The 14,296-nt window shown below is 65.6% G+C and carries 13 protein-coding genes; 6 read left to right on the plus strand and 7 right to left on the minus strand.

Annotated elements, in window-relative coordinates:
* Positions 1-167 precede the first annotated feature (167 nt).
* The 4 genes from QME71_00005 to QME71_00020 all read left to right on the plus strand — a co-directional run bounded on the left by QME71_00005 (position 168) and on the right by QME71_00020 (position 4,320).
* Positions 168-680: a helix-turn-helix domain-containing protein gene (locus QME71_00005; protein ID MDI6856694.1), complete on the plus strand. Its 513-nt coding sequence runs from the start codon at positions 168-170 to the stop codon at positions 678-680.
* A 61-nt stretch (positions 681-741) separates the two neighbouring features.
* The gene (locus QME71_00010; GenBank protein ID MDI6856695.1) at positions 742-2,439 is read left to right on the plus strand and encodes a peptide ABC transporter substrate-binding protein; all 1,698 of its coding nucleotides are present in this window, start codon (positions 742-744) and stop codon (positions 2,437-2,439) included.
* 68 nt (positions 2,440-2,507) lie between these two features.
* The gene (locus QME71_00015; protein ID MDI6856696.1) at positions 2,508-3,425 is read left to right on the plus strand and encodes an ABC transporter permease; all 918 of its coding nucleotides are present in this window, start codon (positions 2,508-2,510) and stop codon (positions 3,423-3,425) included.
* Positions 3,418-4,320 (plus strand): ABC transporter permease, encoded by a 903-nt coding sequence (locus QME71_00020; protein MDI6856697.1) that lies wholly within the window; start codon positions 3,418-3,420, stop codon positions 4,318-4,320. Before QME71_00015 ends, QME71_00020 begins: the two co-directional genes overlap by 8 nt.
* 144 nt (positions 4,321-4,464) lie before the next feature.
* On the opposite strand, the gene QME71_00025 is transcribed toward QME71_00020, so the two are convergent.
* A complete protein-coding gene (locus QME71_00025; protein ID MDI6856698.1) occupies positions 4,465-5,346 on the minus strand; it encodes a GGDEF domain-containing protein in 882 nt (293 codons plus the stop codon).
* Positions 5,347-5,497: 151 nt separating this feature from the next.
* Between QME71_00025 and QME71_00030 the strand changes: the two genes are divergently transcribed.
* Both QME71_00030 and QME71_00035 read left to right on the plus strand, forming a co-directional pair.
* Entirely contained in the window at positions 5,498-6,043 is a 546-nt protein-coding gene (locus QME71_00030; protein MDI6856699.1) for a hypothetical protein, read from the plus strand.
* A 142-nt stretch (positions 6,044-6,185) separates the two neighbouring features.
* Positions 6,186-7,694 carry an acyl--CoA ligase gene (locus QME71_00035; protein MDI6856700.1) on the plus strand — a complete coding sequence of 503 codons (1,509 nt, stop codon included), beginning with the start codon at positions 6,186-6,188 and terminating at the stop codon, positions 7,692-7,694.
* On the opposite strand, the gene hflX is transcribed toward QME71_00035, so the two are convergent.
* From hflX to miaA, 6 genes are read right to left on the minus strand one after another with little or no spacing between them, the layout of a single operon-like run.
* Positions 7,691-8,947, minus strand: coding sequence for a GTPase HflX (gene hflX, locus QME71_00040; GenBank protein ID MDI6856701.1), 1,257 nt, complete (start codon positions 8,945-8,947; stop codon positions 7,691-7,693). The two genes, QME71_00035 and hflX, sit on opposite strands and share 4 nt — an antisense overlap.
* Positions 8,889-10,265 (minus strand): glycosyltransferase family 39 protein, encoded by a 1,377-nt coding sequence (locus tag QME71_00045; GenBank protein ID MDI6856702.1) that lies wholly within the window; start codon positions 10,263-10,265, stop codon positions 8,889-8,891. Before QME71_00045 ends, hflX begins: the two co-directional genes overlap by 59 nt.
* A gap of 28 nt (positions 10,266-10,293) precedes the next feature.
* Positions 10,294-11,472 (minus strand): LL-diaminopimelate aminotransferase, encoded by a 1,179-nt coding sequence (locus QME71_00050; GenBank protein ID MDI6856703.1) that lies wholly within the window; start codon positions 11,470-11,472, stop codon positions 10,294-10,296.
* A gap of 10 nt (positions 11,473-11,482) precedes the next feature.
* The gene (locus tag QME71_00055) at positions 11,483-12,421 is read right to left on the minus strand and encodes a GNAT family N-acetyltransferase (protein MDI6856704.1); all 939 of its coding nucleotides are present in this window, start codon (positions 12,419-12,421) and stop codon (positions 11,483-11,485) included.
* Positions 12,418-13,344 (minus strand): diaminopimelate epimerase, encoded by a 927-nt coding sequence (gene dapF / locus QME71_00060; GenBank protein ID MDI6856705.1) that lies wholly within the window; start codon positions 13,342-13,344, stop codon positions 12,418-12,420. Before dapF ends, QME71_00055 begins: the two co-directional genes overlap by 4 nt.
* A 1-nt stretch (position 13,345) precedes the next feature.
* Positions 13,346-14,293, minus strand: coding sequence for a tRNA (adenosine(37)-N6)-dimethylallyltransferase MiaA (gene miaA, locus QME71_00065; protein ID MDI6856706.1), 948 nt, complete (start codon positions 14,291-14,293; stop codon positions 13,346-13,348).
* Between the last annotated feature and the right edge of the window lie 3 nt (positions 14,294-14,296).

The raw sequence follows: 14,296 nt of genomic DNA on the forward strand, positions 1-14,296 counted from the left end.
ATGAATCGCATAGTGACACCATTCTAGGTGTCACCAATGTTTCTGAACGAGCACAGCCCCTGCCGGGCCCAGTTGTCACTTTATTCGGTATCCGACGAATTACGCACCGGCCTGCGCCTAAAGTGAGGGGCCTTAGTAGACGATAAGAACAACAGGCGGTGTATGGGATGAACGGGGCTGGCTTTTCAAAACGACAACAGTCCCACGAGGGGCGATCGCGGCTCCTGTGGGCAGCGCTCCGCGTCTTCGAACGCGAAGGGTTCGAGGGCGCCACCGTCGATGCTATCTGCAGGGAGGCAGGTTATTCGAAGGGAGGATTCTACTTCCACTTCTGCAGCAAAGACGCCCTTATCGATGAACTATTGAGGAGAACGCCCGCCGATCATCTCTTTGGAACCGGACGGCGCTCGCTGCTCACCCAACTGTGGGCGGAAACCCGGCGCGAACCCGTCCGCAAGTGGCTTGTGACGCATTACTCGCGGCGGCTCGCCCAGCTTCAAAAGGGAATGAGAACACGGGGGTACCATGACGCGGACGCTCTGGCCCGCCTCCTACTGACGTTGGAGACCGGACTCCAGGTGCAGTGCCAGATGATGGCTTCAGCCCCCGGAAGGAGACAGATACAGCGAGCGCTCAACGACTTGATACCGGAGAAGACAGCCGCAACCGCCGCAGCGTAAGAGGCCGCGCGACGCCCTGCGGCGCTTTTCGCAGCCCGGGAGACTCCGAAGGAGGAGTAAAGTGGTACAACGCAATCTTGTGAAACGATTATTGCCGGCGGTCCTGCTCGCGGTGGTCGCCGTTCTCGCCTTTGCCTGCAGCAGCGACGAGACCGGCGCGCCGTCGACGCAACTGGCGCCCGTGCAGGAGCTCCGGCTCAATCTCGGCGGCGAACCGCAGACCATCGACCCCAATCTCGCCGACGACGCCCTGTCGGTCGGTGTCGTCCGTCAGCTTTACAGCGGCCTCCTCGGCTTTGACGAGAACCTCGAACTAACGCCGGTGCTGGCGAAGGAACTGCCGTCACAGGCCAACGGCGGCATCTCCGAGGACGGCCTGGTCTACACTTTCCGTCTGCGGGAAGACGCCGCCTGGAGCGACGGCGAACCGCTGACCGCGGATGACGTCGTCTACAGCGTGAAGCGCCTGCTCGACCCCATGACAGGTTCGCCCTACGCGCCGATGTACTTCGATATCAAGGGCGCCGCCGAATACGCTATGGCCATGGGCAATCCCGCCGATCCGCAGCCGGTCGACGAAGCCACGCTGGCGCAACTTCGCGACGGTGTGGGCGTGGAGGCGGTCGATGAGCGCACGGTGCGGATAACGCTTGTCAGCCCCCGCTACACGTTCGCTTATCTGGCCGCTATCTGGCCCATCTACCCGCTGCGTGAGGACATCGTCGAAAGCGGCGGCGACTGGACGGAGCCCGGAAGACACGTCAGCAGCGGCCCGTTCATGCTCGATGAATGGACCCACAACGACCACATCACGCTCGTCCCCAATCCCTACTGGTGCGGAGAAGAGCCCAAGCTGACGAAGATTGTGCTGCGGATGATGGCCGACCCCAACGCGGCTTACGCCGCATATCTGAACAACGAGCTCGACGTCGTGATCGTCCCGCCTCCCAACGTGAAGGCGGTCGAGGGCGACCCTGAGTTGAGCAAGCAAATTGCGCGCTGGGTCGACATGAGCACGTTCGCCTATGAGTTCAACGTGAATCAGCCGCCTTTCGATGACCCGCGCGTGCGCCAGGCGTTCGCCATGGCGGTCGACCGCGAAGCGTTCGTCGACAAGGTCCAGTTCGGCATCGGCGAGGTGGCCTACAGCCTCATTCCCCCGAACATGCCGGGCTATGACGAAGACCTCGGACAGCAGTGGCAGTACAACCCGGAGCGGGCGAAGGAGCTGCTGGCCGAGGCCGGCTATTCCGGCGAGAATTTCCCGGTAGTGACCATCCATGCGCCGGACGTAGGCGCCAACCGGCTGTGGGCGGAGTTCGCGCAGGGCCAGTTCGAGCAGAACCTGGGCATCGACGTGGAGCTGGAGCCCCTCGAACCTCACGCGTTTGCAGCCACAGTGATGCAGGGACAGTTCATGATCATCCCTGTCGGCTGGGGCGCCGATTACCCGGAGCCGGACAGCATGCTCCCGCAGAACTTCGGCAGCATGGGCGGGAACAACCTCGCCGGGTACAGCAACGCTGAATTCGACGCGCTGGTGCAGCAGGCCATGGCCGAGCCCGACCCGCAGAAGCGGCTTGCGCTCTGGAACGAGGCGCAGCGCATCCTCGTCGACGACGCGGCCGCCGTATTCGTGAGCTACCACGAGCGCCTGCTGCTCGTGAAGCCGTATGTCAAGAACCTGGTCCTCTCGGGGATGGACGCCGCGCTGGACGGCGAGCTGTTCCTCACGAAGACATACATCGCCGAACACTAACAGCAGTACCGATGGGCCGGCCCGGCGCGTTCGAAGTCGGGCCGGCCTTTTCTCAAAGACACTTTCAAATGGTCGGTTACGTTCTGCGGCGCATCCTCACCCTGGGGCCCGTCCTGCTGGCGGTTGCCCTGATTACATTCCTGCTGATGCACGCCGTCCCCGGCGGCCCGTGGGACACCGAGAAGCCGCTCGACCCGGTTACTGTTGCCGGCCTCAACCGCAAATATGGTCTCGACGAACCGCTCTGGCGGCAGTTCCTGCTCTTTCTCGCCAACGCGCTGCGCGGCGACCTCGGGGTGTCCTACATGAACCAGGGGCGGCCCGTAACTGAAATCCTTAGCGATGGCCTTTTGACCTCGGCAACACTGGGCGGGGCCTCGCTGGCCGTCGGCCTCACTTTGGGGCTTGCGCTCGGGCTGGCCGCTGCCCTGCGCAGGAACTCCGCCCTCGACCGCGCGACGTCGATCGCTTCCGCCTGCGCCGCCAGCACGCCAACGTTCGTTCTCGGCGCCTTCCTCGTCGCTCTCTTCTCGGTGCGGTTGCACTGGCTTCCCGCGAGCGGCTGGGGGAGCCTTCAGCAGATGGTTATGCCTGTAGCGGTCCTCGCCGCCCTGCCCGCAGCCTACATTGCCCGCGTGAGCCGCGCCGCCCTGCTGGAGGTACTCGATGAGGAGTACATACGCACCGCCAGGTCGAAGGGTCTGCCCGAGCGGACCGTTCTACTGCGTCACACCGTCCGCAATGGCCTCGTCCCCGTCATCACCGTCGTCGGGCCTGTCGCCGCCGCCCTTGTGACCGGCTCTTTCATCGTCGAGTCCTTCTTCTCGATACCGGGTACGGGGCGTCTCTTCGTTCAGGCCGTGTTTGCCCGCGACTACGGCCTGATCATGGGCGCCACCCTGTTCTACGCCTCCATCGTGGTAGTTGCGAACCTCATCGTCGACCTGCTGTGCGCGGCCGTCGACCCGCGGATCCGTTATGAGTAGAAGGGACGTGGCTGGAAGCAGTCTGTTGTTAGGCGGGCAGGCCACGCCGTACCCTGAGGGCCGCGCAGAATCGGGGGTATGGCGGCGGCTTGGCCGCCAGAAGGGCGCCGTGCTGGGCGCCGCTGCAATCTGCCTGCTTGTCCTCATCGCCGTCATCGGACCCGCCATCACGCCCTATCACTACGCCCGCCAGAACTACGACGAGATCTACGTGTTGCCCGGCGCCGATCACTGGCTGGGCACCGATGGGCTCGGCCGCGACGTCCTCAGCCGGCTGGTGCAGGGGGCGCGCACGTCGCTTGCCGTGGGGATTACGTCTCAGCTTGTTGTGCTTTGCATCGGTCTCGCCGTAGGGACGCTCGCGGCGATGGGAGGGCGCGTTCTCGACGGCATTCTGATGCGCTTCACCGACGTCGTCTTTGCCTTTCCCGATCTGCTGTTCATCCTGCTGCTGCGGGCGGTCTTCGGAGGTGGCTTGTTCATGATCATCCTGGCGATAGCGCTCGTGCAGTGGGCGACGATTGCCCGTCTCGTCAGGGCACAACTGCTGTCGATGAAGGGGCGCGACTTCGCGCTGGCGGCAAAAGCCGTGGGCGCGGGCGATGCGAGGATTGTATTTCGCCATCTGCTGCCCAACAGCCTGGGGCCGGTCATCGTCGCGCTGACCTTTGGAGTGCCTCAGGCCATATTCGCTGAGGCGGCGCTGAGCTTCATTGGCATAGGCGTGGCGCCGCCGCTGCCCAGCTGGGGCTCGATGGTGCAGGACGGCTACCGCGCGATCTACGCTTACCCGCACCTCGTGCTATCGCCCGCCGCGGCGATAGCGGTGCTCATGCTCGCCTTCACTCTCCTCGGCGACGGCCTGCGCGACGCCCTCGACCCGCGGCGACGATGACGGTTCGCCATCACGCGAAGTGTTGAGGCGCTCGCGCACGCGGGGTACCCGTTCGTCCCTCGATTCAGGCTGGGCAAGCTGATGTGATGACAGCGGGCGAGACGTTCCGGTGGAAGTGAGGCTTCTTGAGAACGCGCGTGACGTCTAAGCGGGACGGCTGCTCCAGCGCTCGCGGCGGCGATCGCGGTCCTCCTTGGCCATCTGGAGATCGCGTCGCGCCTCCGCCAGCAACTCTTCGGGCGACTGCGTTTCGCGGGCGGAGGCAAGGCCCGTGCAGACGCCTATCCAGAGGTTTACCATCTGGTCCTCCACGCTGACGGTCACCGCCTTGCGCGTGACGTAATGCTCCAGGCGGCGAACGTACTGGACGGCGTCCGGCTTGTCACACTCGAGCAGGATGAGAGCGAATTCATCGCCGCCCAGGCGGACGGCGATATCGGAGGCGCGCTTCGTCGACTCGATGATGGTGGCGACGTGCTTGAGGACAGCGTCTCCGCAGGCCTCGCCGTAGGCTTCGTTTACGGACGTGAGGTTGTTGACGTCGATGATCGCGAGGGAGACGGGGATGCCGTAGCGATGGACCCGCTTGCATTCCTCGCGAAGACGGAGCCGGAAGTAATGCTCGTCGGGCAGGCCGGTGATGGAATCGCGCGCCGGTGGAGGCGCCGTCCGGATCAGTCCTTCAGCCACCCGGCGGGCCCTGTATATCGCCAGCAGGCTTGTGGCGACGACGGCGATCATTATGGTCGTCGTGCCGGCTGTCAGATGAGGAACGCCGTACGTCTCGTCGACGATGGCGAAAAGCAGGCCGACGCTGATCATTCCCAGCATGACCAGCAGGTACCGTTTCAGCTCCCGCAGCTCCACCGGCTGCTTCGCGGTGAATGCCACCGGCGCCACCTTGCGCAGCACCGTTTCCCTGGTCTCCCGCCAATGACCGGCGGTTTCAGGCTGGGCTTCCGTCTGCTGGTGTTCAGCTCGCCCTGGTGTGTCTTCGCCTGACACAGCGAATTCGCCGTCGTCCATACGGCTCCTCCTGTCGATTGAATTATCGGACACACGAGACCGCATGTTTATAACCTCACACCGCTTTCACGCAGTCTCTCGCGCTCTTCCTCCCGCTGTTGACACTCATGCGGGCGATAGTATGATTGAAGATGAATGTTGCGAGGCCTTTATGCAGATCGACTGGGGCAAAACGGTAAACGATATCCTCGATGATAAGGTGTCCTGCCCGCGTTGCGGACGCCTGGAGTCGACGGTCCACGTGGGCTACTCCCGCTCATCGGCGGCGGCCGAATATGCGCCACGATGTCAGACCTGCAGCCGCAAGGACGGGTGCGAGGCCCGAAAGCTGGTGGTGGTCTGCGAGGACTGCGCCCGGTACTTCCACATCCGGGCGAGCGCCGTCGACAAGGCGGGGATGATGGCCCTCCTCATGAACGACTGCCGCAAAGACCTTGAGGACTGCCTCGACTACCTGGCGGACTACTGGCAGGAAGACCTCGAGATTCCACCGGAGGAGGCGGACGGCACGCTGGAGGGGCTGGCCCCTGACGTCTTCGAGGAAGAGAACGCCTGGCGCCGCCAACTGGAGGAGGAGTACCTCTCCTACCACCGCTGGTTCCGCGAGCGCGGTCTCCGCGTCCCCAACGCGCACTGGCGCTCCGAGTACGTCGAAGAAGTGATCGCCCTCGGCTACGCCACCCTGCTTGGCGACTAGCCCTTTTCCCCCACGCCAACCCTCGAATCGACATATTCGCCTTCTTCGGCGTATGATGCCTAGGCGCGCGACGGGTATGCGGAAGAAAGGGCGTGACATGTCGATTACCAGTCCGTGGATGAGTCTTGAGCCGTATCCGAGGATGAATCTAGCGCATTTCGTGGAGGACCAGGGCAGGCGTTTTGGTGACAAAGCGGCGGCGGTCTCGGCGGAGGGCAAAGAATACTCCTTCCGCCAGATTCATGAATGGTCGAGACGGGTCGGCCGCTTCCTTCAGGAGAAGGGCGTTGGGAAAGGAGACCGCGTGGGTCTCTTTTCCACGAATTGCCCCGAATACTTTGTCGCCTTCTTCGGCATTCTGCACGCCGGCGGGGTTGTGACGCCCCTTAACTCGATGTACCGGGAACGCGAGGTGCATCACCAGATGGCGGATTCAGGAGCTACCGCTCTTCTTGCGGGCAGAGCGATGCTGCCGGTGGCGCAGGCGGCCACAACGGAGCTGTCCGACCTGAAGGCCGTCTATTGCCTCGACGACGTCTGGGAGTGGGCGGCAAACACGCCGGCCGAGCCTGCGCCGGTTGAGATCGATCCGGTGGAGGACCTCGCGGTCCTGCCGTACTCCAGCGGCACCACCGGACTCCCCAAGGGCGTCATGCTCACTCACTTCAACATCACCAGCAATCTCCGCCAGTCGCTCACGCTCGGATACACGACCTCCTACTCCGTCTCCGTCGATTTCCTCCCCTTCTATCACATATACGGACTCACCGTCCTCATGAACTGCGGCCTCGTCGTAGGCCAGACGCAGGTAGTGATGCCGTCGTTCAGCCCTGAGCTGCTCATGTCGCTGATCGAGAAGCACAAGGTCACGGACATGTTCGTGGTGCCGCCGGCGTTGCTGATCATGCTTAACCACCCGAGCTTCGGCAAGTACGACACGTCCTCGCTGAAGTTCATCTACGCCGGCGCGGCGCCTTTGCCTGCCGAGCTGGGCGAACAGGCGCGGCGCGCGTTCAAATGCGCGCTTGTGGAGGCGTACGGCCTGACGGAGACCAGCCCCGTCATCAACACGCCGCCGGTCCACATGATCGTCCCCGGCGCCGTCGGGCCGCCAGTATCGGACACCGAGGAGAAGATAGTCGACCTCGACACGGACGAGGAGCTGCCGACGGGCAAGGCGGGCGAGCTGCTGGTCAGGGGGCCGCAGATAATGAAGGGCTACTGGAACCAGCCGGAGGCGACGGCGGAGGCGCTGACGGAGGACGGCTGGCTGCGCACCGGTGACATCGCTTACGCCGACGAGCTCGGGTACATCCGCATCGTCGACCGCAAGAAGGAGATGATCAAGTACAAGGGGTACCAGATCGCCCCCGCCGAGCTCGAATCGCTCCTCCTCGATCACCCTGCGGTCCTCGATGCCGCCGTCATCCCCAAGCGCCAAGCCGACGGGAGCGAGACGCCGAAAGCCTTCGTCGTACTCCGGCCAGGTGCGACATGCACCCCGGAGGAGATTCGGGCCTTCATCGAGGAAAGGGTCGCCCCCTACAAGAAGATCCGGGACGTGGAGTTCCTGGACGTGATACCGAAAAGCCTCTCCGGGAAGATCCTGCGCCGGGAGCTCATCGAGCGGGAGCGGCAGGGAAGCGGCTAGCGAACCGTTGCCTGATGACCTCCCGCTGACGCTCGCGATGGCGCCCAGCGCGAGCCCGGCCTCGCCGGAGCGGCCGCGCCCTCTCGCAGCACCGTTTCGATGCGTTCGAGGAGCGTGTCCAGCCCCCATCCCTTCTCTGCCGAGATGAGCAGCGCGTCCGGACGGTAGGCCAGCGTCGCCGCCTGCTCGCGCAGCTCGTCGACGCCGCCCACCGGCGAGCCGTCGCGCCGCAGCAACAAGTCGACCTTGTTCAGCACGCTGATCACAGGCTTCTCCGCAAGGCCAAGCTCCGCGAGCGTCTCCTCCACCGTCTGGCTCTGGAGCGCGGCGTCCGGGTGCGTTATGTCGACCACGTGCACAAGGACGTGGGCCGCCTCCAGCTCCTCGAGCGTGGCGCGGAAGGCGGCGACGAGCTGCGTAGGCAGCTTCTGAATGAAGCCCACCGTGTCGGAGAGGAGGACGGCGCCGCCGCCGGGCAGCGCAATGCGTCTTGTCAGCGGGTCGAGGGTAGCGAAAAGCTTGTCCTCGGTGAAGACGTCGGCGCCGGAAAGGGCGCGCATCAGCGTGCTCTTGCCCGCGTTCGTGTAGCCGACGAGCGCGATGACCGGCACTCCCGCTCTCGCCCGCCGTCGACGATAGAGCGCCCGCTGGCGTCGCACCGCCTCGATCTGCCGCTTGAGGCGCGCGATCTTGTTACGCACCAGGCGTCGGTCGGTCTCGAGCTGCGTCTCGCCGGGGCCGCGCGTCCCGATGGCCCCTTCCAGACGCTCGAGGTGGCTCCACTGGCCGGCGAGGCGCGGCAGGAGGTACTCGCTCTGGGCAAGCTCCACCTGCAGCGCGCCCTCCCGTGTTCGCGCCCGCTGCGCGAAGATGTCGAGAATCAGCGCCGTGCGGTCGAGCACCTTCACGCCGAGGGCGTTCTCCAGGTTGCGTTGCTGCGAGGGGCTGAGCTCGTCGTCGAAGATGACGAGCGAATAGCCGGCCGTGCCCCGCTGCGATTTGATTTCCGCGAGCTTGCCCTTGCCCACGTAGTGCGCCGGGTGCGGGCTCTCCAGCTTCTGGACGGCGCGTCCGACGACCTGCGCGCCTGCGGTCTCGGCGAGGAGCGCCAGCTCGTCGAGCGAGCTCTCGCTGCTGAAGGGGGAGCCATTAGCGTGCGACCCCTTCATCTCCACGGCCACGAGGTACGCCCGCTCAATCGGCTCTGCTGTAGGATACGTTCTTGCCGTCTGTATCAGCCTCCCTGTCTTCACCCTCTATTATATCCGCTGGAACGAAGGCGCGTTGCTCTGCTCTCCGAGGTGAAAGTTGCGAGATAGCCGCCTCCCAGAGCCAGACGAGCGGGGCCGCAGCCACCGGTATCATGAGCGCCAGCGCGGGCAGGTGATAGCGCGGCTCGCCGAAGAAGACGATATGCGTCGCCGTCCACAGGACGACAAGGGCGGCCAGCAGAGAGAGCTGCGGCGCGAAGGCCCGAGCTCGCACGAACGCGCAGCCTACAAGCCACAGCAATACGGCGTAGCTGCCGTCGACCAGCCAGCGGAGCGGCCCGACAGCACCCGCGGGCAGAGGCGTGCGACCGTAGCTCTCCACCCAGTCGAGGGCGTCGGAGTCGGGTGCCCACAACCATAGCGTCTTCCGCACCGCAAGCTCCGCCTCTTCAAGCGGATGTCCCAGCGCGTACTCCGTTGCCCGCTCGAGGCCAAGATCGTTGAATACGGGCTCCAGTTCCCGAAAGGTCGTCCTCTCGGACCGAGAGTTCCACAAGTCGTCAGGCAGGATGTAACGTCCGGTCGAGTACGGGGCGTGCCCGACCCGAAGGTTGTAGCCCACGTTCGCCGAAAGAAGAATCGGCGAACCCATCGCGGCGGTGTTGCGGACGCTCCACGGCACGACGACGGCTGCGGCCAGCGCCAGGCAGGCGCCTCCCGAGAGGAGGCACTTCGCAGGTTTCGCGCCGGCAACGGCCCAGTACACCGCGACCACCGGCACCAGCACCAGGGCCTGCCCCCGCACCAGCATCGCCAGCCCAAGGACGACCCCACCAGCGGCGAGCAACGCAAGGCTGAATGTCCCGTCTTGCCGCAGCGCATGGAGCAGGAGCGCGGCGACCATCGCGAAGAGGAGCGTGAAGAGCGTGTCCGAGAACAGCACGGGGACCCAGTAGACGAGGCTCGGGAGCAGGGCGGCGGCGGCGGCGGCGACCAGGGCGATCCTTCGTCCGAAGAGTCGCAGCCCGATGAAATAGATGGGCACGACGACGAGCGCTCCGGCGACGACGTTTGCCGCCTGCGCCACTTCATCGCCTTTGCCGAAGAGCCAGTAGAAGGTCGCCAGGTATGCCGAGTAGCCCGGCGGCCAGAACGCCGTTTCCTCGCCGCCGGGAAGGAAGCCAACGTCCCTGTGAAAGGTTACGCTGTACCCCTCGCCGCGGGCGAGACTGAGCGCGGTCGCGTTGTAGTACTGGGGATCGGAGAGCTCGGGCGGCGTCGGATCGGTCCACCACGTCCACGCGAGACGGGCCACCAGGGCGGCTGCAAGAATGACGGCCAGGGTGACAGCCCATCGCACGTGGTCACGCTCCCATGGTAGACCGGGCCTACTGTGAAGTCTGGCGCGTCCCTTGCCACGACGCCAGGCGGCGGAGGGCTTCGTCCAGACTCTCGTCCGGTATCGTCAGCGAGAGGCGCACATACCCCTCGCCGTGCTCGCCGTAGCCCGAACCCGGGGTTACCACAATCGATAGTTCGTCCAGCAGCCGCTCCGCGAAGGACGCCGACGTGAACTCCGGCGGCACCCGCGCCCACACATAGAGGCTTGCTTTCGGCGGCTGCACGCGCAACCCCAGCGACTGCAGCGCCGCGACCAGCCGGTCGCGCCGCCGCTGGTACACCGCGTTGTGCTCCGCGATGCAGTCCTGCGGGCCCCGCAGCGCCGCGATCGCCATGCGCTGTATCGCCTGGGGTATGCCGGAGTCGAGGTTCGACTTCACCCGCCGGAGGGCGTCGATCATGCGCGCGTTGCCGACGGCCATGCCGATGCGCCAGCCGGTCATGTTGTAGGTCTTGGAGAATGAGTGGAACTCGATTGCAACCTCGCGCGCGCCTTCCGCTTCGAGAAAACTGACCGGTCGGTATCCGTCAAACGCGACTTCGCTGTAGGGGCCGTCGTGGCAGATGGCGATGTCGTGGCGGCGAGCGAAAGCGACCGCCTCTTCGAAGAACGAGCGCTCGGCGACCGCGCCGGTCGGGTTGTTGGGGTAGTTGAGCCACAGCAGCTTTGCCCGCCGGGCGACCTCCCCCGGGACGGCGCTGAAGTCGGGGAGGAAGTCGTTCTCCTCCAGGAGAGGCATGAAGTGGCACTCGCCGCCCGCGAACATGGTGCCGACCGAGTACACCGGATAGCCCGGGTCGGGTACGAGGGCAACGTCGCCGGGGTCGATGAAGCAGAGCGGGACGTGGCCTATCCCTTCCTTCGAGCCGATAAGCGCTACGACCTCTGTATCCGGGTCGAACGATAGGCCGAAGCGCCGCTCGTACCATTCGGCGATGGCCTGTCGAAGCTCCGGCATCCCTTCCGACTCCGGATAGCGGTGGTTCGCGGGGTCGCGCGCGGCGTCGATGAGGGCGTCGATTACGTGCGGCGGAGTGGGGATATCGGGGTCGCCGATGGCGAAAGTGATGATGTCTGCGCCCTCGGCCCGTTTCTGCGCCATCTTGCGCGAGATCTCGGCAAAGAGGTAGGGCTTCAGTTCCCGGACACGCCTTGCCAGCTCCATCTCGCCCTCGCTATCGCCAGTCGCCGAATTTGACGTACGTCCCCTTGCGTTTCTGCGCCATCTCGGCAAGCTCGCGCTCGTCCGTGGGGCGGCGGTACGTCAGCCCCGAGCGGTGGTGGGTGAACCCGAGCTTGCGGTAGAGCGCAATCGCAGCGGCGTTGTCCGTGTGCACCGTTAGCCGCGCGCGCCGCATGCCCTGCCCGCGGAACCATGCGAGGCTCCAGCGCAGCATCGTCTCCGCCAGGCCACGACGACGGAAGTCGGGATGCACGCCCAGCAGATCGATCTTCCCGACGCGGCCCTCCTCGAGCCAGAGACCGATGTATCCGACGATGCGCGCGCCGTCGCGCTCCTCGAGAACCCTGAACTCGGACGCCTCGCGAGCGGCATCGACGAAGTCCGCGACCTGCCATGCCTCGTCGGCGAAAGCGGCCACGTCGATAGCGCCCGCGGCCTCCTGTTCGGCGGGAGAGGCCCGTCGGAGGACAAACCCCGGCGCAATCTCATCGGTGGGGGCAGTGTCTTCGGGCAGGCGGGCAAGGCCCATCTCCATCCATTCGTGCCGCAGCTCGAAGAAGCAGTCGACCAGGACCGGCTCGACGTACGGGCGGTTCGGGTGGTCGGCAAACCAGAGGAAGATGCCCCTTGTCGCCTCGCCCGTCTTCAGGGCGGCTACCAGTTTCTCGAACACCGGCTTGAACTCTCTGCGCAGAGCGTCGAGGTTGCTGAAGCCGTAGCAGAGCCAGGCGCGGTTGCGCTTCGGCTGGAGGAGCATTACCCCGTCGTCCCTCGACACGACCAGCTCCGGCCGCTCCGTTTGCACGCGCCGCACCTCCTCGCGCGTCACCTCGAAAGCGCGTACAAGGCTCCTGCTGCCCCGCTCGAAAACGTCCTTCTCCGGCGGTACCTCAAGCCGCCGCATGTCCTTCATCTGCTTCAACCCCCTCAATCAGGCCATTCGCCTTCGAATACCATCGCCGCCGGCCCGCTCAAGAACACCTGCCCTGCCCCGTCCCATTCCGCCCTCAGCGTGCCGCCCGGCAGCGTTATGTCTACTACATCGTCCACCAGCCCCTGCAGCCGCGCCGCCACCATCGCCGCGCACGTGCCCGACCCGCAGGCGAGCGTGATCCCGACGCCCCGCTCCCACACCCGCGCCTCCATCCGCCCGCGATCGATGACTGACGCGACGGTGAAGTTCGTCCGGCTGGGGAACAGCGGATGCCGCTCCACTCGCGGCCCCATCTCCGCCAGCGGATACCCGGCAACCGGGCCGGGCAGGAAGTAGACGGCGTGCGGATTCCCCATCGACAGGCAGGTCAGGGGGATGATGAGGCGGTCGCTGCGCTCGGCGCTCGCCGGTCCGCGCGCGATATCCAGTAAACGCTCCATGCTCAGCGGCGCCTCGCTTCCCGCAGCTCCCAAGTCGATCTCCACCGGTGCGTTGACTAGCGGCGGTTGGGCGTCGATTAGCGTGGGCACTTCCTCCGGGCGGAACCGGGGCGCCCCCATCCCAACGCGCGCCCTTTCGACCTTGCCGCCTTCTCCCATCACCTGCACGGGCAGGATGCCGGCCACCGTCCCGACGCTCAGCTTGCCCTCTTTCGGCCGCACGAGGCCGCGCTCGACGGCGTATTTCGCCAGACAGCGGACCGCGTTGCCGCACATCTCCGCCTCTGAGCCGTCGGCGTTGAATATGCGCATGCCCACGTCCGCCTCCGCCGACGGCAGCACTAGGACCAGGCCGTCGGCGCCGATTCCGAAGTGGCGGTCGCACATTCGCAGCGCGAGGTGTGGCCAGTGCCGCTCGTCCCCCTTCGCCTCCACGAGGACGAAGTCGTTGCCCGCCCCCTGCATCTTCGCGAACTTCATGCTACCTTCGTTTCTCGCTCAACCATCCGGCCACGAGACGCGCCCCCTCGTCCCGAAGGCCCTCTCCGCCTTCCACCCAGCGGATCCGTGGGTCGTCGCGCCGGAACCATGCCGACTGCATGCGGGCGAGCCGGTGGTTTTCCGTCTTCATCTCCGCCGCCGCCTCAGCGAGCGTCATCTCACCCCGGAGGTGCCGGCAGATTTGCCTGTACCCGATGCCCGACATCGAGGGCAGCTCCGGGCTGTACCCGCGTTCGAGCAGCCCTCTTACCTCATCGACGAAGCCGGCCGCCAGCATCCGCTCCACGCGCTCGTCGATGCGCTGGTAGAGCTCGGCCCGCGGCCAGGCAATACCAAGGATAAGCGCTTCGAAGGCAGGTCGCAACTTGTCCTGAAGCGATGAGATAGGGCGGCCGGTCATTCTGTACACTTCCAGCGCCCTTATTACCCGCCGTACGTTTCGCGGGTCGGCTCGCTGCGCCGCTTGCGGGTCGACCTCCGCCAGCTCGCGGTGCAGCGAGTCCGCGCCCTCCCGTCGGGCCCGTTCTTCGAGGCTCCGCCGGAGCTTCCAGTCCGGCGGCACCCGCGGCACTTGCCAGCCTTCGAGCAGCGCCCACACGTACTGCCCCGTCCCTCCGACCAGGAACGCCGTCTTCCCCCGCGACCAGATGTCCCTCAGGGCCGTCAGCGCATCCTCCTGGTAGCGCGCGAGGCTGTACTCCTCGTCGGGCTCGATGACGTCGATGAGCCAGTGGCGCACTGCCGCGCGCTCTTGCGGCGTGGGCTTCGCCGTGCCGATGTCCATGTGGCGGTACACCTGGCGCGAATCGGCGTTGACGATCTCGCCGTTAAAGCGGGACGCCAGCTCAAGGGACAGCGACGTCTTGCCGGAGGCCGTCGCGCCGACTATGGCGACGAGGGGGCCCGACGCAGGGGAATCCGGGGTCATTGG

Source organism: Dehalococcoidia bacterium (genome assembly GCA_030018455.1).
Classification (GTDB): Bacteria; Chloroflexota; Dehalococcoidia; order DSTF01; family JALHUB01; genus JASEFU01.